Genomic DNA, 21322 nt, shown 5'->3' on the forward strand with positions numbered 1-21322 from the left:
TCCCGATTACTCGGGAGGAAAAGGGTGTACATAAGCTTACGGGTTATTAGTACTACTCGACTATGACATTACTGCCTTTACATCTATAGCCTATCAACGTGGTCATCTCCCACGACCCTTAAAAGAAATCTCATCTTGTGGTGGGTTTCGCGCTTATATGCTTTCAGCGCTTATCCCTTCCAAACGTAGCTACTCTGCGGTGCCACTGGCGTGACAACAGATACACTAGAGGTTTGTCCAATTCGGTCCTCTCGTACTAGAATCAGATCCACTCAAATTTCTTGCGCCCACAGTAGATAGAGACCGAACTGTCTCACGACGTTCTGAACCCAGCTCGCGTGCCACTTTAATGGGCGAACAGCCCAACCCTTGGGACCTTCTCCAGCCCCAGGATGTGACGAGCCGACATCGAGGTGCCAAACCCCCCCGTCGATATGAGCTCTTGGGGGAGATCAGCCTGTTATCCCCGGCGTACCTTTTATCCTTTGAGCGATGGCCCTTCCATGCGGAACCACCGGATCACTATGCTCTACTTTCGTACCTGATCGACCTGTATGTCTCTCAGTCAAGCTCCCTTATGCCATTGCACTCTACGCACGGTTACCAAGCGTACTGAGGGAACCTTTAGAAGCCTCCGTTACTCTTTTGGAGGCGACCACCCCAGTCAAACTACCCACCAAGCAATGTCCCCCACATTATGGGGTTAGGCCTCAGATAAACAAAGGGTTGTATTTCAACAATGACTCCACAACGCCTAGCGACGCCACTTCACAGTCTCCAACCTATCCTACACATCATTTATCCAAGGTCAATACTAAGCTATAGTAAAGGTGCACAGGGTCTTTTCGTCCCACTGCGGGTAAGCGGCATCTTCACCGCTACTACAATTTCACCGAGCTCATGGCTGAGACAGTGTCCAGATCGTTACACCATTCGTGCAGGTCGGAACTTACCCGACAAGGAATTTCGCTACCTTAGGACCGTTATAGTTACGGCCGCCGTTTACTGGGGCTTCATTTCAATGCTTCTCCGAAGATAACATCTCCACTTAACCTTCCAGCACCGGGCAGGTGTCAGGCCCTATACTTCATCTTACGATTTTGCAGAGCCCTGTGTTTTTGATAAACAGTCGCCTGGACCTCTTCACTGCGGCCCCGATTGCTCGGGGCGACCCTTCTCCCGAAGTTACGGGTCTATTTTGCCTAATTCCTTAGCCATGAATCTCTCGAGCACCTTAGGATTCTCTCCTCGACTACCTGTGTCGGTTTGCGGTACGGGTACTTATTACCTGAAGTTTAGAGGTTTTTCTTGGAAGCCCTTAGGCGCACTATCTCTTCTACCGAAGTATCCGAGTACTATCGTATTTCCCCAAAACCCGTGGATTTGCCTGCGGGTCTTATAGGTAGGTACTTCAACGAACTATTCCGTCAGTTCGCGGCGCTTTCATCACTCCGTCACCCCATCACAGTAATAACTAGTACGGGAATATTAACCCGTTGTCCATCGACTGTCCCTTTCGGGTTCGCCTTAGGTCCCGACTAACCCACAGCTGATTAGCATAGCTGTGGAAACCTTAGTCTTTCGGTGTGCGGGTTTCTCGCCCGCATTATCGTTACTTATGCCTACATTTTCTTTTCTAACCAGTCCAGCATACCTTACGATACACCTTCAACCCTGTTAGAATGCTCCCCTACCACTTGTAATAAATTACAAATCCATAGCTTCGGTAATACGCTTATGCCCGATTATTATCCATGCTCGTCCGCTCGACTAGTGAGCTGTTACGCACTCTTTAAATGAATGGCTGCTTCCAAGCCAACATCCTAGCTGTCTGGGCAGACAAACCTCGTTCTTTCAACTTAGCGTATATTTGGGGACCTTAGCTGATGGTCTGGGTTCTTTCCCTCTCGGACTTGGACCTTAGCACCCAAGCCCTCACTGCACGGAAACATTATATAGCATTCGGAGTTTGTCAGGAATTGGTAGGCGGTGAAGCCCCCGCATCCAATCAGTAGCTCTACCTCTATATAACTTTACGCCGTGCGCTGCACCTAAATGCATTTCGGGGAGTACGAGCTATTTCCGAGTTTGATTGGCCTTTCACCCCTACCCACAGGTCATCCGAAGACTTTTCAACGTCAACCGGTTCGGACCTCCACACTGTGTTACCAGCGCTTCATCCTGCCCATGGGTAGATCACACGGTTTCGCGTCTAACACTACTGACTAAAGCGCCCTATTCAGACTCGCTTTCGCTACGGATCCGTGGCTTAACCACTTATCCTTGCCAGCAACGTTAACTCGTAGGCTCATTATGCAAAAGGCACGCCGTCACCCCACTAAAGGGCTCCGACCGCTTGTAAGCGTATGGTTTCAGGATCTATTTCACTCCGTTATTCACGGTTCTTTTCACCTTTCCCTCACGGTACTGGTTCACTATCGGTCTCTCAGGAGTATTTAGCCTTAGCGGATGGTCCCGCCAAATTCAGACAGGGTTTCACGTGCCCCGCCCTACTCAGGATACCACTATTTATTATACTCGTTACCCATACGGGACTATCACCCTCTATGGTGTCACTTTCCAGTAACTTCCGGTTCCTTGTACATAAAATGTCGTGGTCCTACAACCCCAACATTGCCGTAACAACATTGGTTTGGGCTAATCCGCGTTCGCTCGCCACTACTTACGGAATCACTTTTGTTTTCTTCTCCTCCGCCTACTTAGATGTTTCAGTTCAGCGGGTTTGCCCACCTATCGGTGTACTATGTCTTCAACATAGTGGGTTGCCCCATTCAGGTATCTACGGATCGTACGATGTGTGCTCGTCCCCGTAGCTTTTCGCAGCTTATCACGCCTTTCATCGCCTCTGAGAGCCTAGGCATCCCCCATACGCCCTTAGTTTGCTTATTGTACAGACACGATTAATCGTGTCTCTACGTTTATGATAAATCACAAACGTGTTCTTTCTACTTTTTATTATTTCTTATCTCAATATGTCAATGAACTTTATTTAGGTCGAAAGTTATAAAGTCTAAGGTCATAAAGTCATACTTTTGACTTTCAGACTTTAGTCTTTCGACTAAATTTGTGGAGAATAACGGAGTCGAACCGTTGACCTCCTGCGTGCAAGGCAGGCGCTCTAGCCAGCTGAGCTAATCCCCCAATTTAATTATGAATTGTGAATTATGAATTATGAATTATTTGTAATTCGTAATCTTTCAACCCTAGAATTTCCTTTCAATCTGTTTATATGAACGTGTTGTATTAATACTTACTACTAAGTACTTAATACTTTTTTTGTTGTCTCGGACAGACTCGAACTGTCGACCCCTACATTATCAGTGTAGTACTCTAACCAGCTGAGCTACGAGACACTCTTTATTTTGAGTAAAGAATAAAGATTTAAGATTATAGACTACATCTATACTCCATTTTCTATCTTCTTTCCTCTCTTTTTTTTTAAATTAACAGCAAGAGTAATAAAATGTTGGTATCTGTTTCCAACTTGAACTTTCGTCTTCTTTCCCTAGCGTGTATTACTACTAACACTAAGGCTCTAGAAAGGAGGTGTTCCAGCCGCACCTTCCGGTACGGCTACCTTGTTACGACTTAGCCCTAGTTACCAGTTTTACCCTAGGCAGCTCCTTGCGGTCACCGACTTCAGGCACCCCCAGCTTCCATGGCTTGACGGGCGGTGTGTACAAGGCCCGGGAACGTATTCACCGGATCATGGCTGATATCCGATTACTAGCGATTCCAGCTTCACGGAGTCGAGTTGCAGACTCCGATCCGAACTGTGACCGGTTTTATAGATTCGCTCCTGGTCGCCCAGTGGCTGCTCTCTGTACCGGCCATTGTAGCACGTGTGTAGCCCAAGGCGTAAGGGCCGTGATGATTTGACGTCATCCCCACCTTCCTCACAGTTTGCACTGGCAGTCTTGTTAGAGTTCCCGACTTGACTCGCTGGCAACTAACAACAGGGGTTGCGCTCGTTATAGGACTTAACCTGACACCTCACGGCACGAGCTGACGACAACCATGCAGCACCTTGTAAATTGTCTTGCGAAAAGTCTGTTTCCAAACCGGTCAATCTACATTTAAGCCTTGGTAAGGTTCCTCGCGTATCATCGAATTAAACCACATGCTCCACCGCTTGTGCGGGCCCCCGTCAATTCCTTTGAGTTTCATTCTTGCGAACGTACTCCCCAGGTGGGATACTTATCACTTTCGCTTAGCCACTGAAATTGCTCCCAACAGCTAGTATCCATCGTTTACGGCGTGGACTACCAGGGTATCTAATCCTGTTCGCTACCCACGCTTTCGTCCATCAGCGTCAATCCATTAGTAGTAACCTGCCTTCGCAATTGGTATTCCATGTAATCTCTAAGCATTTCACCGCTACACTACATATTCTAGTTACTTCCTAATAATTCAAGTTTAGCAGTATCAATGGCCGTTCCACCGTTGAGCGATGGGCTTTCACCACTGACTTACTAAACCGCCTACGGACCCTTTAAACCCAATGATTCCGGATAACGCTTGGATCCTCCGTATTACCGCGGCTGCTGGCACGGAGTTAGCCGATCCTTATTCTTACAGTACCGTCAAGCTCCCTCACGAGGGAGTGTTTCTTCCTGTACAAAAGCAGTTTACAATCCATAGGACCGTCATCCTGCACGCGGCATGGCTGGATCAGGCTTGCGCCCATTGTCCAATATTCCTCACTGCTGCCTCCCGTAGGAGTCTGGTCCGTGTCTCAGTACCAGTGTGGGGGATCTCCCTCTCAGGACCCCTACCCATCGTTGCCTTGGTAAGCCGTTACCTTACCAACTAGCTAATGGGACGCATGCTCATCTTTCACCGTTGTGACTTTAATAGTGGTTTCATGCGAAACTGCTATACTATGAGGTATTAATCCAAATTTCTCTGGGCTATCCCTCTGTGAAAGGTAGATTGCATACGCGTTACGCACCCGTGCGCCGGTCTCTAGATCCGAAAACCTATACCCCTCGACTTGCATGTGTTAAGCCTGCCGCTAGCGTTCATCCTGAGCCAGGATCAAACTCTTCATCGTATATTGTTTGTTCGCCGTGGCGAACTATTGTTATTCGACTCTGTTCTAGTGGTTTTTTCAAATCTTCCGATTCTATTACTCTTATTCTTTATGTTCTGTTCTTGCGAACAAAACGGCTGTCAATTCAATATGTCTAGGAACGTATTCTTACTATTTTTTCGCCTTTCGTTTGTTTCTCAAAGCGGGTGCAAAAGTAGTTATTCTTTTTTAAACTGGCAAGAAAATTTTAAAGTTTTTTTGAGATAATTTTTACCTCGTTTGCTTCTCTATTTCTTATCAATCTCTCAAGGAACTTCCGTTGTTTTGCGGGGTGCAAAGATAACTTTCGTTTTTAAATCTCACAAGCTTTTTTTAAAGTTTTTTTAAAGAATAAATCTCTAATCACTTTGTTTTTCTTGCCAATCATTTAAAGAACGTCTGCGTCATTGCGGGTGCAAAACTACAACCTTTATTCGCTTTTACAAGCTTTTTTTGAACCTTTTTTTATTCTTTTCTTAACTTTTAAACTAAAGCACTGATTAAACGACTCTTAAAACATAAACTTTTTTCCAGTTAATTACAATTAGGATGGTTTTACTGTGAAATCATGACCGTGGAGGGTGTTTGATAGCATTCTACATATAAGTTGTTCTGGCTTTCCTAGTGTTGCAATTATAACATTGTACTCTATTATATATAGGCAGTGCTCTTTTTGCTAGATATCATACACCATTATATAGTTAGGTAGTGTATTTACTTCTCTAACAAAAACGTCTTCTAGGTTCTCAAACTGCGTTAGGGATAGCAGCGAAAAGCCCACAGTGACGACCGAAAGGAAGGAACGAGGACTTGTAGCGAAGAGCCCGACCTTATATAAAGCAACAAGAGTAGCAGAATCAACTGCTACTCTTGTTGTTTTATATAAGGGAACGCCCAAATAAAATTTAATATTCCCATCTACGGGTTTTGTTTAATTCCTCTTGCTCTTGGATGATCTCTGCTGGTATTACTTTTAAGAACGATGCATGTTGTTCTATTGCATATTCTACTTTTTCTACAATTTCATCGATGGTGTCATTTTCATAATCGATATCAAGTGGTTCTTTGATGATAAAAGACTGAAGAATGCCTTTCTTTTTCATACGCAATCCTTTTTTATCAAAGGAACGGCGGAAACCATCAATGACTATAGGCACTACTATAGGCTTGTGTTGTTTTATAATGTGAGCAGTGCCTTTACGTACTGGTTTGAATGATTTTGTAGTACCTTGAGGAAATGTGATTACCCAACCATCTTTGAGAGCGATTTTAATATTCTCCGTATCGTCTGGATTGATATCTTTTTTTTCTGTGACATCAACTCCTTTTTGGCGCCAAGTACGTTCTACAGAAATTGCTCCAGCATAAGCCATAATTCTTGGTAAAAGTCCAGCACGCATTGTTTCCTTAGCAGCAACATAATAAATATTCATTTTAGGTTGCCATAAATAGGTTACATCCTTAATATTATCTTCTCTACCACTTAGGCTTGCATTGAATACATGAAACATAGCCACAACATCAGCAAAATAGGTTTGATGATTTGATATAAAAAGTACATTATTATCTGGTAAGTTTCGGATGATCTCCGATCCTTCGATTTGAAGTTCATTAAAGCCTCTATATCTACGATGCGTAAATGCACCAAAGATTCTAATCAACCATTTTTTGATAAAGAGTATATGTCCGAAAGGATTTCTTTTGAATAATCCCATGTTTTTTTGTTTTAAAATAGAATGCAAACTTACGAAAAAAAATAATTGCTAAAAATGAGTAAAAAATGGATATACTATGATTCCCTATTAGGTTGTAACACCTGAATCAAAACCTCTTTTAGTTCACTTAATATCATTGCTGTTGCTCCCCAAACAATATGTTCATTAATATTAAAACCAGGAACAAAAATCTCATTTGAATAAGAGGTAATTTGTTTTTTGTTAACTAGAATTTCATTGTTGAGAAGTAGCATCAAGGGTATTTCGATTATTTGAGCAACCTCTAGTGGATCAAGAATAAAATCGAGAGGTTCTTTACTAATACCTAAAAAAGGGTATACTAAAAAATTACTTGGGGGAATATACAATTCAGTAAAAGGTTTTATAATTTTGATTTTACTTGGATCAATTCCTATCTCCTCATAAGTTTCTCGCAATGCGGTGTATGAAAAATCTAAATCGTCTTTTTCATGTTTTCCACCAGGAAATGCAACTTGAGCTGAATGTACGCCATCATACGAATTTCTAACGATAAGAACTAAGTGAACTTTTCCATTTTTGGGATACAAAAGCATTAAAACCGAAGCTAACCTATGAATTTCATTTGAAGCATCTGTCTTTTTAAGGCTTTCAATTCGTTCAAGAGGAGCCATTTTTATGTGTGCGTCAAAAGCTGGTAAACGGGAATTTATTATTTCTGGAACAATCTCTAAAAATTCTTGAAAATCCATAATCAATGTCTATTTTTGCAAATTGAAATAAAATCTAAATGTAGTTTAGATAATAGAGTATAGCAAATATTACCACAAACAAAATACTTACACATGTATAGCAAAGAGGAAAACCAGAGATTAAAACGAGAATTTTGGATCGCATTTGCTGAAAAATACCCTAGAAAATGGTTGCTCTATGACACAAAAATTAAAGACTTTTCATTTAAGTTTTTTGTAGACAATAAAAAAGCTCAAGTACTTATTGATATTGAACATAGAAGTACCGAAAAAAGAATTGCCTATTTTGAAAAACTTGTTTCCTTAAAAAACATCTTAAAAGAAGAGTACGTATCCTCATTAGTTTATGAGCAGGACTATACCTTAGAGAGTGGAAAAACTATTAGTCGTATTTGGGTCGAAAAACTACACGTTAGTGTGAGTAATAGAACCTACTGGGATGAAATATTTGATTTTTATTATGAAAATATGAATGCGTTAGAGCTATTTTATCTTGAATACGACTCTTATATTAAAGACATATAAAAACAAACCTTGTTGAATTAAATAAGATTATAGACAATTATCCTATCCTCATAATTAATGTAAAGTTGTTTTCTGTTTTCTTGTTTTTTTCTAGTGATTACAGACAAAGTACACTCTTCTCCTTGATTGTCTTTGCAATAAAACGTGTCTACTTTATCAATATCATTTTCATCAGTATCATAATACTCCACGATTTCAAATAATTGAATAATTTGAGAATACACGACTATTCTATTTTTCTTAGTATCTAATGTGACGATTAGATTCACATTTTTTGGCGCAGACCACTCCCCCCATTTGCCTTTTTCATTTTTTGTAGAAACACTTAGGGACGAAGTTTTGAATTTATAATTTTGACTATATAAAACAGGTCCCGTTATTATAAAAAATAGTATGATTAAAAATTTAATACTCAATTTCATCACTTAAAAATTAATTTTAGACATTTCTTTTTTGGCTTCCTCAAACTGTTCTAAAATATCATTCATAATTACACTTACAGGTGCTACATTATGAATTACACCCGCAATTTGACCTATCTCCAATTCACCATCAATTAGATCACCCTCAAACATACCGCGTTTAGCTCTTGCTCTTCCAAGTAATTGTATTAAATCCTCCTTAGTAGGACAAGTTGCGTATAAATCCTGAACGTCTTGATAAAATTTATTTTTGATTAATCGTACAGGCGCAAGCTCTTTGAATGTAAGTTGGGTATCCCCTTCTTTAACTTCTACAACTGTATTTTTAAAATCAATATGTGCCGAAGACTCTACAGAAGCTACAAACCTACTCCCCATTTGAACCCCATCAGCACCCAATGTCATTGCGGCAAGCATTCCTCGGCCTGTTGCAATCCCTCCTGCAGCAATTAATGGTATCTGAATTTTTTCCTTTACCATCGGTATTAATGTGAGTGTCGTGGTTTCTTCCCTTCCATTATGACCTCCTGCTTCAAAACCTTCAGCAACTACGGCATCTACTCCTGCTTCTTGTGATTTTAATGCAAAAACAGAACTGCTAACTACATGAACAACCGTTATTCCATTTTGCTTTAAATAAGAAGTCCACGTTTTTGGGTTTCCAGCTGATGTAAATACAATTTTCACCTCTTCCTCTACAATAATTTTCATTATTTCCTCAATGTTGGGATATAAGAGCGGTACATTAACTCCAAATGGATTTGATGTTGCTTTTTTGCATTTTTGAATGTGTTCCCGTAATACCTCTGGATACATAGATCCTGCTCCAATTAACCCTAAGCCACCGGCATTACTTACTGCACTTGCTAGTTTGTAACCGCTATTCCATATCATTCCACCTTGAATTATTGGATACTTGATATTAAAAAGTGTCGTAATTTTATTCATTAGTCTAACTATAACTATTGTTTGTAAATTTTTCCAGTTTTAACGAAATCCTGAGATTGAAACTTGTATAAATACAATCCACTTTGAAGTTCTTTAATTGAAATTGATGAGTCGTTATTCTCTATTTTTTTTTCAAAAACTTTTTGTCCTGTAGTATTAAAAAATTGTATTATTCCAGATGTACTATTTTTTGGCAAAATTAAAGATAGTTGATCGGCAGTGGGATTAGGATAAATAACTACTTCATTAACTGCTATTTCATTTAAATCTAACTGATTTGAGAAAGCAGCATTAAAATCTGGAACTCCATATCCGTATAGATTGTTTGGAGCCGCAAATCTATCTGACGACTTGATTATTATTTCTCTAATTTCTTTATTTGTTTTATTAGGTAAGGCCTGCCACAAACAAGCTACTAAACCTGTCAATATTGGGCTTGAAAAAGAAGTTCCATTAGCTGTTACTATATTCCCCAAAGGATCTGAAATAATAGCTGACTGACCTTGAGCCATAACGTCTGGTTTAATTCTATTATCAAAAGAAGGACCAATTGAACTGAACGAAGTTCTAATTTCGTTTGCATTTACGGCTCCGATAGCTAAAACAGAAACAGCATCTGCTGGAACTGCTATATTTGGATTGGAAGACGCACCAGAATTACCTGCAGAATTAACTACAATAATACCTCTTGAAAAAGCAATCTCAGCTCCACGGGACATGAATGCTGTTTTTCCGTCCATTTCACTATACGTATGATTGTAAGATGCATTGTCAAAATCAAAATAACCCAAAGAAGTATTGATGATATCTACACCTAAACTGTCCGCTTTTTCGGCAGCTTCAACCCAAAGAGATTCTTCTACTGGATTTTCAGATGTATCATTTTCAGTGATAAACAAGTAATAAGAAGCATCAGGTGCTGTACCAACAAGCTGATTTTCCTTAAAGCCTCCCATTGTAGAAAGTACCGATGTTCCATGAGAAGTTCCCGTATAAAAATCTGGATTTCTTAAAACATAGTTATAACCTCCTAAAATTTGATTGTTGTCTCTTAATCGCTTAAATGGTTGAGCTGAATTGACTCCTGGAAAACCAGAATCCATAACCGCAATTATCTTACCTGAACCTGTATAGTTTTGTTGGTGCAATAAATGCCCGTTTAGCATTTGAATTTGATTAGATGATGTACCATAAGCATACTCTACCTTAGTCTTTGCTGTTTTTAAAACATTTTTTTCCTTTATAACCGCAATACTTTTGGCTGATTGATTCAACGCTTTATTTGCAAAATCAAGTTTTTCAACAAATGGTAATGCTTTCAGTGCATTGAGATCTGTTTGTGTTCCCCTAACATGTATTGCGTTAAGCCATTTTGAAGTAGCCATAACAGAAACTCCGCTCTTGCTTTTTATTTGGTTGAGATAGGTACTTTCTATTGGAACATCTTTTGCATCTAAGTCAATTTTCTGAGTACTTCGTCGGTCTAATGCCCTTTGCGAAAGCATTTTTACGGGTGTATTAAAAAATATTGACGCACTAGGTTTGTCTTTTAAATACACCCAAGCATCTTGTTGCGCATGAAGTAAAGTTGTACATATAAATAATAAGATGAAGTATTTTTTTTTCATAGTGCCCTGTATTATTGAATGTATAAAATTTAAAATTGATCTATTATGTGTACAAAGAAATTCTAAAAAATTATGAAATCACACCAGAGCCTACTAATTCTTCTCCTAAGTACCAAGCTGCAAATTGCCCTTCGGTAATTGCTGATTGTGGTTCGTCAAAAGAAATAAACATTTCATTTTCAAATTGATGTAATGTTGCTTTTTGTAATGGTTGACGGTATCGTATACGTGCCATTACTTCTAAAGTTTCCCCATTGGTTAATGCCAAATCTTCTCGTACCCAATGCACTTCGTCATTGATTATTTTTAATGCTTTTTTAAATAAACCTGGATGATGGCTTGTAAGTCCAGTATATACGGTGTTTGTAATTACATCCGTTGCAATAATAAACAATGGGTCTTTTGTACCCCCTACATTTAAACCCTTACGCTGACCGATAGTAAAATAATGAGCTCCTTTATGATTACCCATGAATTTCCCCATCTCTGGCGTATAAGCAATTTTTGTAGCTTCAATACGGAGTGAATCTTCTACCGTTAATCCTGAATTGTCTTCTTGCTGATATATAAGATGATCTTTATCAATTTGAATAATGGCTCCTTCTTTAGGCTGAAGTTTTTGCTGTAAAAATTCAGGAAGCCTAACTTTACCAATAAAACAAAGTCCTTGAGAATCTTTCTTTTCGGCTGTAACAAGTTCCATCTGAGCTGCTATATCACGAACTTGAGGTTTGGTCAATGCGCCTATAGGGAACAATGATTTTGATAATTGTTCTTGAGATAATTGACATAAAAAATAAGACTGATCCTTATTACCATCAGCACCAGCAACTAGTTGATAAACTTTCTTGCCATCAATTTCAGTTTCTTTTTTTTGACAGTAATGTCCTGTAGCAACAAAATCCGCACCCAAACTCAGTGCGATTTTCATAAAAACATCAAACTTTATTTCTCTGTTACAAAGCACATCTGGATTTGGAGTCCTTCCTTTTTCATATTCATTGAACATGTAATCCACAATTTTCTCCTGATATTGTTCGCTTAAATCAACTGTTTGAAAAGGAATACCTAATTTTTCAGCAACAAGAAGAGCATCGTTACTATCTTCTAACCAAGGACATTCATTAGAGATCGTCACTGAATCATCGTGCCAATTTTTCATAAACAATCCTATAACTTCATATCCTTCTTGTTGCAACAAATAAGCTGCAACGCTTGAATCTACCCCACCTGAAAGTCCAACAACAACACGCTTCATCTAAAAAAAATTATAGTATTTAAGGGTGTAAAGTTACAAAAGATTTAGATTAGATATTCCCAAGAATATTTTAATTGTTTTTGGTGTTTTTACTTTTTTCTGGCAGGCTCATATTTGTTTCCTTGACAAGCTTTCCTTTTTCATAAAACTGCCAAATACCCATTTTTTTTCCATTTACAAATTTGCCTTGCGAGACAATGGCACCAGTTGCATCTCTAAAAATTGCAGAACCGTTATAAATATTGTCTTTATAAAATGTTTCTTCAAGAACAACTCCGTTTTCGGCAAATTTTTTATAAAGACCGTTTTTTAAATTATTTTTATAACTAATTTCCTCCGCAATAGCACCGTTAGGATAATACACAGAGCGCACACCTTCTAATTTACCTTTTACATAGTTCTCAACAGTCATTAAGGTTTTTGAGGCTTCGTGATAATATTTCCATTGTCCCTCAAAAAGTTTGTTTATCACATTTCCTTCACTGACTTTATTGCTTTTTTGATCAAAAAATATTGTGTAAGCAGCACTGTTTTTTAAATTAAATTCACGAGTTGCTATAACAGACATGGCCTTTGTATCATCATAAAATTTAAAAATACCAGTTTCCTTGCCATGATCAAATGTTCCTTCAAAGCGTGGCCTTTTAGATTCTTGATAGGTTCCTTTCCATAAACCATGCTTTTTACCTTTATCATCAAGTTGATTAATTTCTGTTTGGGCAATACATTTAGGTGCTAACATGCTAAAAATGAATAAAAATAAAAATCGCAGGTGGAATTTATACATTGTAAAATAATTTAGTTTAACATAGAACTTGTTTTTATCAAATTTAGTACACACAATTAATTTTTAAAAAAAAGGAGTACTAATATCAATACTAGATGCAAGCAATAATAATGCAAAAATAAATAGCAATTTTTACATTATCAATTTATAACTTATGTAAGTATAAAAATTATTATTATTTTGTTTAACGATTATACCTAAATACAAAACACTAATAATAGCTATAAAATAGAAATAACATATATAAGCAGGGATAATCCACAATTAAACACAACATAAAGTAATGTTCTTGCAAAACAAACAATCCTAAAAAAAATTATAAATTTACATTTTGTTTATTAAATATTTCAAAAATTTAAACAAAAAATAAAATGTTATTATTAGTTTAGCGTAAACAATAAAACATAAAAACAATGAAAAATCTTTTAAAATTTAAAAACATTGCCATGATTGCAATTGTTGCATTATTGTCTTTCTCTTGTGACGATGATAATGATGAAAAAAATACTGACAATACCATTACAGGAACTGCTGTAAAAGCACCTAACTTAACCGTTCTTGTTCAAGCACTTACACGTGCAAACCTAGCAACAACTTTACAAGGAACTGGTTCTTTCACCGTTTTTGCTCCAACGGATGCTGCATTCAACGCATTTTTGACCGCGAACAATTTTACAAGTATTAACCAAGTACCACAAGATGTTTTAACTAGAATTTTATTAAATCACGTAGTTAGCGGAACTGTTAAATCTACAGATTTACAAACTGGATACGTTAAAACATTAGCTACAAGCGCAACATCTGGAACAAATACCATGAGCATGTATGTAAATTTAGCTTCGGGTGTACGATTAAACGGTGTTGCATCTGTAACAACTCCAGATGTAATGGCTTCAAACGGAGTTATTCATATTGTAGATGCTGTAATTAATTTGCCATCAATTGTAACACACGCTACTGCAAATCCTAATTTTACTTCATTGGTAGGTGCATTAACAGGAGCTGGACAACCTAACTTTGTTGCCACTCTTTCAGCAACAGGACCTTTTACCGTTTTCGCACCAACTAATGCAGCATTTACATCCTTAAACACAGAACTTGCTCCAGGAGGAATTGCGAGTGTTTCAGCTGCAAACTTAACAAGAGTATTAAATTACCATGTAGTTAACGGTAACATTTTAGCAACTGCTTTGACTGCAGGAACTCTACCAACGTTACAAACACCACAAACATTCACAGTAACACTAACAGGAGGTGCTAAAATTACAGATGTAAGAAACAGAGTTGCTAATGTAACTGCTACTGATGTACAATGTTCAAACGGAGTAATTCATGTATTAGATAAAGTATTATTACCTACTTTCCCAAATCCGTAGTGTTACTTTAGATAATTTAATTATTAAACTTTAAAAAAGCTATCAAATGCAATATTTGATAGCTTTAGCTTTTTATAAGTAGTTTTATAAACTATAAATTATAACCGTTAATTAATTAAGTTACGATTATAGCTCAATACAAAATTGCGATAATATCATGTTTATTTTTAGGTTCAGCGTAGATATACCTTAATCAATCTTGAATTATTGATTCTATCTTTGAAAGTAACTTTAAGGTTATATCCGCCGTGCTATCAGAATCAATTCTTACAGCATCCGTATGATTTTACAAATATTTGACTTCACTCAAATAAAAAAACCTCATAAAACTAGTGTTCTATGAGGTTTTATAAAATCTATTAAAAGCTATTTTATTTATTCTTTTTATCTAAAGCTTTTTGTGCCTCGGCTTGCTCCATTACTTCTTGTAATTTTCTTTGGAACTTACTTTGTTTTTTGGGTTCTTTCAGTTTATTTTCTTGAATTTGTGCATGAATTTTATCACTGTCGATAAAATACTTTTTAATAACCAACATAATTAATATGGTAACCAAGTTTGATATAAAGTTGTACAAACTCAATCCAGCTCCATAGCTATTAAAGAAAAACAACATCATTATTGGCGAAACGTAAATCATGATTTTCATCATCTTCGCCATATCTGGCATTCCTTCTTGTTGAGGAGCTGCCATTTGCTGATCTCCAGATGTCATTTTCATATAAAAGAAAATGGCTATAGCTGCAAGAATAGGAAACAAACTAATATGATTTCCATAAAAAGGAATATAAAAAGGTAATTTTACAATTTCATCAAAAGAAGAAAGGTCATCTGCCCAAAGAAAACTTTTTTGTCTCAACTCAAATGCAGATGGGAAAAACTGAAACGAAGCCATTAAAAAAGGCATTTGAATTAATGCTGGTATACAACCAGCCATAGGGTTAACCCCTGCTTTATTGTAAAGCTTCATTGTTTCTTGTTGCTTTTTCATAGGATCTTTCTTAAACTTCTCTCCCAGCTCTGCAATTTCTGGACGCAGTAACTTCATTTTTGCTTGAGACAAGAATGATTTAAAAGTTATAGGCGACATAGCCAATTTTATCAATATAGTAAACAATATAATTGCAATACCATAGGCAATATACGATCCTAAGAAACCAAATAATGGTACAAATATAAAACGGTTAATCCAGCCTATAATTCCCCAACCCATTGTTATGATTTTTTCTAAATTTAGATCATAATTTGCTAAGGTTTTATAATCAGATGGTCCCATGTACCAACTTAATTTGTGATCAATTTCACCATTAGTAAACGCTAACGGAATATTTGCTTTAAATGACTTGGTAAAAGTGGTATCTACTTCCTCATCATTCATTAAGTTAGTTGATGTAACTTGTGCGTTCTCAAATGGAGTTTTAGAAACTAATATTGAAGCAAAGAAATGTTGTTTGAATGCTATAAAAGTTGGTTTTTCAAGTAACTCATTTTCAGAAGCTCCTAGTCCTGCATAGTCTACTTTACCGTCTTTGTGTTCGTAATATATTTCAGTATACTTGTTTTCATATGAAATACTTTTTTCATTTCTATGCGCCTTCAAATTCCATTCTAAATCTAAAGGTTTTGAAGTATTCAAAACTTTTTGAAGACCTTGAGAACGAATATCAAAACCAATCATGTAATTATTTGGCTTCAAAATATATTTATACTCTAAAAACTCATTGGCTCCAGCCTTTAATTTCATAGACAAAACTTGGTCTGCACCAATTTTTGTTAATGATGGCTCAAAATACAAATCTTTAGTATTCAAAGTACGGTTATCCAAAGTGACTAGCTGCACGTTTAAATTTGCATTATTGTCTTTGATTAATTCTACTAACTGTCCAGAACCTTTTTTAAATTTCTCATATTCTTTTAAGGTTGCCTCAACAATATATCCTCCTTTATTGGCAATTGTAAGTTTTACCAAGTCGTTTTCAATTGTTGTTACGCTAGCCTTTGCAGATGGCAAAGTTGCAGAATAAGCAAAACTACCTAAAGATTTTTCTAATTGTGCCAATTGTGTTGTATCCCCAGTTGCGGCAACAGCTTGAGCAGCAATTTCAACTTTTTTTACTTCAAGAGCCTTTGCTTTTGCCTCTTTAATTTGCAATGCCTTTTGCGCTTTTTCTGCTGCAACCACCTTTGGATCTGGTTGATTTTGATACATGATAAAAATCAAGATTACAAAAATTAAGGCAAAACCGATAATTGAATTGAGGTCAAATTTTTTTTGTTCCATTTTAATATTTAAAAGTGTTTAATCTATTAGTAGCAAGTTTCAGTAAATGTTTCACTACAACCTTACTATTTTTTTTTTGCTTGAACTGCAGCTGCTACAAAATTAACAAAAATAGGATGCGGATTTGCCACCGTACTCTTGTACTCTGGATGGTATTGAACACCTATAAAGAAAGGATGGTCCTTAATCTCTACAATTTCAACCAATCCTGTTTCAGGATTTACTCCAGAGGATATCAATCCAGCATTTTCTAACTGGTTCACATAGGCATTATTGTACTCATAACGATGACGATGACGCTCAAATATGGTTTCTTTTCCATAAATTTTGTATGCAAGTGTATCTTTTTTGATGTCACATTTCCAAGCACCTAATCGCATGGTACCGCCTTTATCAGTAACGGTTTTCTGTTCTTCCATCAAATTTACAACAGGATGTGCTGTATGTTCATTCATTTCAGTAGAATTGGCGTCAGCATACCCTAAAATATTTCTAGCTTGCTCAATGATAGCCATTTGCATTCCTAAACAGATTCCGAAAAAAGGAACTTTATTTTCTCTAGCGAATTGTACAGCAGCTATCTTACCTTCTATTCCTCTTTCTCCAAAACCTGGTGCTACTAAAATCCCATCTAAATTTGCACATTTTTCTTTGATATTGCTAGCATCTAAATGCTCCGAGTGAATTGAAATTACATTTACTTTTGTTTCATTGGCTGCACCAGCATGAATAAAAGCCTCCAATATAGACTTGTAACAATCTTGCATTTCCACATACTTCCCAACCAAACCAATGTTAACTGTATGCTTAGGATTTTTTAATCTTTTCAAGAAAATATTCCAGTTTTTTAAATCTGGTGCTGCTTTCTTTGGTAAATCTAATTTTTTCAAAGCTACAACATCTAATCCTTCTTCGAGCATTAAATTTGGAACCTCATATATAGTTGAAGCATCAATAGATTGTATTACTGCTTCACGTTTTACATTACAAAAAAGAGCCAGTTTATTGCGCAATTCTTCTGACAATTCGTGCTCAGTTCTACAAACAAGTATGTCCGCTTTAATACCGCTTTCCATCAATGTTTTTACTGAATGCTGTGTAGGCTTTGTCTTTAATTCTCCGGCTGCGGCCAAAAAAGGAACTAAAGTAAGATGAATTACAATACCGTTATGCTCTCCAAGTTCCCAAACCAATTGTCTAACAGACTCAATATATGGCAGGGATTCAATATCTCCTACAGTTCCACCAATTTCTGTGATTACGATATCATAATCCCCAGAATTGCCAAGCAATTGCATTCTTTCTTTAATTTCATTGGTAATATGAGGTACAACTTGTACCGTTTTACCTAAAAACTCTCCCCTTCTTTCTTTTTCAATCACAGATAAATAAATTCTACCTGTAGTAACATTATTAGCTTGAGACGTTGGCACATTCAAAAAACGTTCGTAGTGACCTAAGTCTAAGTCTGTTTCTGCTCCATCATCAGTAACATAACATTCTCCATGTTCATAAGGGTTTAAAGTCCCTGGATCAACGTTGATATACGGATCAAATTTTTGAATAGTTGTACGATATCCTCTTGCTTGTAACAATTTTGCAAGAGATGCTGCAATGATTCCTTTTCCTAAAGAAGAAGTCACACCTCCTGTAACAAAAATATATTTTGTTTGATTCATTCTGTTGAGTTTTGTGTTGTAGTTGTGTAAAAAAACGTGGCAAAAGTACAAATTTAATTGGACTATTAGAACATATACTTCTGAGATTTTATAGTTTAAAAAACGGAAGGATTAAACCCATATTGATAACTTAAAAGCAAAATTTAAATGCTATGGTTTGGGATATTTTTTTTTAATATTCCGAATCAAATCCTCTAGGCCATTAAGTTTTAATTCATAAACCAATTGTAATTGTTGCCCTAACTCACCTTTTGGAAAGCCTTTATTGGCATACCAAACAATATAATATTCAGGTATTTCTATTAAAAACCAGCCTTCATATTTACCAAAGGGCATTTTAGTATGAGCCAGTTTTATAAGCTGTTTTTGATTTTGATCCATTTTATAAAAAGAAAAAAGCAAGAAATAAATCTCTTGCTTTATATGTATTGATTACTATGTATTATTTCCAGTTAAACGAAATGCTTTTTTCTATTTCTGGATGTAAGCTTAAAAAAACAGGACACGTTAAGGCAGCTCTTTCTAATATTGTTTTTTCTTTCTCATTTTGAGTTCCAAAAATATCAAATGCGATTTCAATTCTGCCTATTCTTCTTGGTTCTGCATTCATGATTTTAGTAACATTTGCAATAGAACCCTTTAAATCAACATTTAAATCTCTTGCTTTAATACCCATAATAGTCATCATGCATGTAGCCAATGCGTTAGCAACGGTATCTGTAGGTGAAAAAGCTTCCCCTTTTCCGTTATTGTCTACTGGTGCGTCCGAAAGAATTTCTGTTCCAGATTGTAAATGAATCGACGATGTTCTTAAATCCCCTAGATATGTTACTCTTGATGTCATTACTTTGCTTCTTTTATCGTTAAATCTGTATCATAATACAAGATATAAATTCCGTTATTACTATACCCTCCCGTTGTGTTTTTTGAGTAATCAAACTTATTATCTACTTGCTCTGTTGCAACTTCAAAGGTTGTTTCCTCAAACTTTTTACCTTGTGACAAACGCAAAAGCGTATCAAAGGTCACATCAAATCCTCGAGTTGCAAAAACACTTGGGTAGACTTTATTTTTCTTTTTGTATTCTTTTTCAAAAATTAAAGCCTCTGAAGATTCATTTTCTCGGCTTACTGATGGATACATCAATTTCAGTTTTGTTAAACTTGAAAAATTAATTTCATCTGTATCTAATGTTTCATTTGGTTCTAAAATAACTAACTGTACCTTGTAAGTTGCCATAGCACTCATTAATGTAGAAAGTGTCCCTTTGATCATGCCCGTATTTTCGGTTTCCATGACTACATAATTCATCTTGTCTTTCACCAAAAGACTTTTGATACTTTCTGCTGTAATTCCTCCCGTAGCCGTTAGAGGTACAAAACGCACATCTTTGTGATTGTCTGAAATAAATTTTATAACCGAACCTTTTTTCTTGTCTACAACTGCAATCATATTTCCGCCTTTGTTACGCATGTAGTCAAAAATAGCATTCTTAACCGCATCTGGATTAGGAACCGCCTGAAAAATATTTGCAAATTTCACTTCGTTTTCTTTAGACAAAGGAGATATAACTGATACTTGATTTTGTAAAACAAGCTCTGCCATTTTCTCTACGTTTGCTTGATAAAATGGCCCTATTATTGCGTCAGATTCATCAAGATTATTGCTTTTTAGCAATGATGCCACTGCCGAACTGTTTTTAGTTTCTTGTGAATCTAGTATTTTTATTTCTACATTTAACCCTAATGTTTTTGCCGAATCAATTGCCATTAAAGCACCCGAATAAAAATCTAAAGTCATGTTTAGAAATTTATCTTTTTTTAATCGAGCGGTAATAGAATTTACAGTGTCGTTTTCAATTTTTGAAACATTAAATGGCAACAATAAGGCTAATTTCTTTCTCTCGTTATTTTTCTTAGCAAGGACAGCAAATTCCTTTTTTATAGCTTCTACTGGTGTGATAGTAGCTGATTCTGGAATTTTGATCTCCATTCCTACTTCTACTCCATTAGCTAATACTGGATTTTCTTTCAATAGTTCTTCTTGAGATAACCCCGACATTTTTGACAAACTGTAGAGTGTTTCTTTTGGCCTTACAACATAGCTTATAAAATTTACTTTAGGAGAAACCGGTTTAGAAACTACTTGTACAGACTCTTTTTTAACTTCAGTTGCTATAACTGACTTTTCAATTTTGGCTGGATTTCCTTTAATAATTAGCTCGTAACCTATGGGCAAATTGGATACAATTTCAGGATTTTTTCTTTCTAATTCTTCAATAGTAATATCGTACTTATTAGCAATAGAGTATTTAGTTTCTTTAGCTAGAACAATGTGTTTAACCACTTTTTCTTGCGTAGGAACATTACTTTTTAAAGCCGTTTTAGATGGAATCACAAGAACTTGTCCAATTTTTAAAGCTTGAACATCTAGTAATGGGTTTTCTTTTTGCAGTTCCTCTGTTGTAACATCATATTTTTTCAAAATTCCATACAAAGTCTCTTTTGGAGCCATGACATGTTTTGTTGCAGTTGCCTCTTTTTTTACTGGTAAAGCAATCGCTTTTTTTGCACTTGGACTTGGAATCAACAAAATACTATTCAATTGCAATCCTTTTTGAACATCTGGATTTAACTGGTAAATATCATACGGTGTCACTTTGTATTTTTGAGCAATACTATTGATAGTTTCTCCTTTTTCAACCTTGTGAGTTGTGGATTTATTTTGTGCAAACGTACTTATAGTAAACCACAAAGCAGTCGTGTATATTACAAAGAAGTATTTCATCGTGTTTTTTATAAATTTTATATTCTTAACAAACAACGGTATCAAATTTTATTCCAAAATCTGATACCGTTAATTCTTGTGCGCTTCTTATCACG

Annotated in this window: 14 protein-coding genes, 2 tRNA genes and 2 rRNA genes; 2 read left to right on the forward strand and 16 right to left on the reverse strand. The window is 36.3% G+C overall.

Annotated features, from left to right (window positions below; genetic code table 11):
• Nucleotides 1-26: 26 nt before the first annotated feature.
• The 6 genes from LQ189_RS07805 to LQ189_RS07830 form a co-directional block, all read right to left on the reverse strand.
• Nucleotides 27-2910 (reverse strand): 23S ribosomal RNA (locus LQ189_RS07805).
• A 178-nt stretch (nt 2911-3088) separates the two neighbouring features.
• Nucleotides 3089-3162: transfer RNA gene (locus LQ189_RS07810), tRNA-Ala, on the reverse strand.
• Nucleotides 3163-3300: 138 nt separating this feature from the next.
• Nucleotides 3301-3374: transfer RNA gene (locus LQ189_RS07815), tRNA-Ile, on the reverse strand.
• Between the two features lie 186 nt (nt 3375-3560).
• A 16S ribosomal RNA gene (locus LQ189_RS07820) occupies nt 3561-5074 on the reverse strand.
• Together the 16S and 23S rRNA genes with 2 tRNA genes alongside form the textbook arrangement of a ribosomal RNA operon.
• Nucleotides 5075-5997: 923 nt before the next feature.
• Nucleotides 5998-6807, reverse strand: coding sequence for a 1-acyl-sn-glycerol-3-phosphate acyltransferase (locus LQ189_RS07825; RefSeq protein ID WP_144894246.1), 810 nt, complete (start codon nt 6805-6807; stop codon nt 5998-6000).
• A gap of 74 nt (nt 6808-6881) precedes the next feature.
• Nucleotides 6882-7538 (reverse strand): CoA pyrophosphatase, encoded by a 657-nt coding sequence (locus tag LQ189_RS07830; RefSeq protein WP_086454396.1) that lies wholly within the window; start codon nt 7536-7538, stop codon nt 6882-6884.
• A 93-nt stretch (nt 7539-7631) separates the two neighbouring features.
• On the opposite strand from LQ189_RS07830, the gene LQ189_RS07835 reads away from it, so the two are divergent.
• Nucleotides 7632-8063 (forward strand): DUF4268 domain-containing protein, encoded by a 432-nt coding sequence (locus LQ189_RS07835; RefSeq protein WP_230155566.1) that lies wholly within the window; start codon nt 7632-7634, stop codon nt 8061-8063.
• Between the two features lie 17 nt (nt 8064-8080).
• Here LQ189_RS07835 and LQ189_RS07840 read toward each other — a convergent pair whose 3' ends face one another.
• From LQ189_RS07840 to LQ189_RS07860, 5 genes are all read right to left on the reverse strand, one after another.
• Nucleotides 8081-8485: a hypothetical protein gene (locus LQ189_RS07840; protein WP_230155567.1), complete on the reverse strand. Its 405-nt coding sequence runs from the start codon at nt 8483-8485 to the stop codon at nt 8081-8083.
• A 3-nt stretch (nt 8486-8488) separates the two neighbouring features.
• Nucleotides 8489-9433 (reverse strand): nitronate monooxygenase family protein, encoded by a 945-nt coding sequence (locus tag LQ189_RS07845; RefSeq protein ID WP_230155569.1) that lies wholly within the window; start codon nt 9431-9433, stop codon nt 8489-8491.
• 14 nt (nt 9434-9447) lie between these two features.
• Nucleotides 9448-11061, reverse strand: coding sequence for a S8 family serine peptidase (locus LQ189_RS07850; protein WP_230155571.1), 1614 nt, complete (start codon nt 11059-11061; stop codon nt 9448-9450).
• Between the two features lie 70 nt (nt 11062-11131).
• Nucleotides 11132-12319, reverse strand: a complete 1188-nt coding sequence (mnmA, locus tag LQ189_RS07855) for a tRNA 2-thiouridine(34) synthase MnmA (RefSeq protein WP_230155573.1) — start codon at nt 12317-12319, stop codon at nt 11132-11134.
• Nucleotides 12320-12389: 70 nt separating this feature from the next.
• The gene (locus tag LQ189_RS07860) at nt 12390-13061 is read right to left on the reverse strand and encodes a toxin-antitoxin system YwqK family antitoxin (protein WP_230155575.1); all 672 of its coding nucleotides are present in this window, start codon (nt 13059-13061) and stop codon (nt 12390-12392) included.
• A gap of 458 nt (nt 13062-13519) precedes the next feature.
• Here LQ189_RS07860 and LQ189_RS07865 point away from each other — a divergent pair, with 458 nt between their 5' ends.
• Nucleotides 13520-14482, forward strand: a complete 963-nt coding sequence (locus LQ189_RS07865; RefSeq protein ID WP_230155582.1) for a fasciclin domain-containing protein — start codon at nt 13520-13522, stop codon at nt 14480-14482.
• 371 nt (nt 14483-14853) lie between these two features.
• Here LQ189_RS07865 and yidC read toward each other — a convergent pair whose 3' ends face one another.
• The 5 genes from yidC to LQ189_RS07890 form a co-directional block, all read right to left on the reverse strand.
• Nucleotides 14854-16761: a membrane protein insertase YidC gene (yidC, locus tag LQ189_RS07870; RefSeq protein WP_230155583.1), complete on the reverse strand. Its 1908-nt coding sequence runs from the start codon at nt 16759-16761 to the stop codon at nt 14854-14856.
• 65 nt (nt 16762-16826) lie between these two features.
• Nucleotides 16827-18440, reverse strand: coding sequence for a CTP synthase (locus LQ189_RS07875; protein ID WP_182651582.1), 1614 nt, complete (start codon nt 18438-18440; stop codon nt 16827-16829).
• 150 nt (nt 18441-18590) lie between these two features.
• The gene (locus tag LQ189_RS07880) at nt 18591-18821 is read right to left on the reverse strand and encodes a DUF3820 family protein (RefSeq protein WP_144894236.1); all 231 of its coding nucleotides are present in this window, start codon (nt 18819-18821) and stop codon (nt 18591-18593) included.
• Between the two features lie 61 nt (nt 18822-18882).
• Nucleotides 18883-19284 carry an OsmC family protein gene (locus LQ189_RS07885; protein WP_230155584.1) on the reverse strand — a complete coding sequence of 134 codons (402 nt, stop codon included), beginning with the start codon at nt 19282-19284 and terminating at the stop codon, nt 18883-18885.
• Nucleotides 19284-21227, reverse strand: coding sequence for a LysM peptidoglycan-binding domain-containing protein (locus tag LQ189_RS07890; protein WP_230155585.1), 1944 nt, complete (start codon nt 21225-21227; stop codon nt 19284-19286). Before LQ189_RS07890 ends, LQ189_RS07885 begins: the two co-directional genes overlap by 1 nt.
• Nucleotides 21228-21322 lie beyond the last annotated feature (95 nt).

Origin of the sequence: Flavobacterium sp. CECT 9288 (genome assembly GCF_918731615.1) — a bacterium.
In the GTDB taxonomy this organism is placed as follows: domain Bacteria; phylum Bacteroidota; class Bacteroidia; order Flavobacteriales; family Flavobacteriaceae; genus Flavobacterium.

What these genes read in the sequence shown, in the direction of transcription:
- LQ189_RS07835 (WP_230155566.1), top strand. Translation starts at nt 7,632, where the DNA reads ATGTATAGCAAAGAGGAAAACCAGAGATTAAAACGAGAATTTTGGATC.
- mnmA (WP_230155573.1), bottom strand. Translation starts at nt 12,319, where the DNA reads ATGAAGCGTGTTGTTGTTGGACTTTCAGGTGGGGTAGATTCAAGCGTT.
- LQ189_RS07880 (WP_144894236.1), bottom strand. Translation starts at nt 18,821, where the DNA reads ATGGATCAAAATCAAAAACAGCTTATAAAACTGGCTCATACTAAAATG.
- LQ189_RS07875 (WP_182651582.1), bottom strand. Translation starts at nt 18,440, where the DNA reads ATGAATCAAACAAAATATATTTTTGTTACAGGAGGTGTGACTTCTTCT.
- LQ189_RS07860 (WP_230155575.1), bottom strand. Translation starts at nt 13,061, where the DNA reads ATGTTAGCACCTAAATGTATTGCCCAAACAGAAATTAATCAACTTGAT.
- LQ189_RS07825 (WP_144894246.1), bottom strand. Translation starts at nt 6,807, where the DNA reads ATGGGATTATTCAAAAGAAATCCTTTCGGACATATACTCTTTATCAAA.
- LQ189_RS07890 (WP_230155585.1), bottom strand. Translation starts at nt 21,227, where the DNA reads ATGAAATACTTCTTTGTAATATACACGACTGCTTTGTGGTTTACTATA.
- LQ189_RS07865 (WP_230155582.1), top strand. Translation starts at nt 13,520, where the DNA reads ATGAAAAATCTTTTAAAATTTAAAAACATTGCCATGATTGCAATTGTT.
- LQ189_RS07850 (WP_230155571.1), bottom strand. Translation starts at nt 11,061, where the DNA reads ATGAAAAAAAAATACTTCATCTTATTATTTATATGTACAACTTTACTT.
- LQ189_RS07840 (WP_230155567.1), bottom strand. Translation starts at nt 8,485, where the DNA reads ATGAAATTGAGTATTAAATTTTTAATCATACTATTTTTTATAATAACG.
- LQ189_RS07885 (WP_230155584.1), bottom strand. Translation starts at nt 19,284, where the DNA reads ATGACATCAAGAGTAACATATCTAGGGGATTTAAGAACATCGTCGATT.
- LQ189_RS07830 (WP_086454396.1), bottom strand. Translation starts at nt 7,538, where the DNA reads ATGGATTTTCAAGAATTTTTAGAGATTGTTCCAGAAATAATAAATTCC.
- LQ189_RS07845 (WP_230155569.1), bottom strand. Translation starts at nt 9,433, where the DNA reads ATGAATAAAATTACGACACTTTTTAATATCAAGTATCCAATAATTCAA.
- yidC (WP_230155583.1), bottom strand. Translation starts at nt 16,761, where the DNA reads ATGGAACAAAAAAAATTTGACCTCAATTCAATTATCGGTTTTGCCTTA.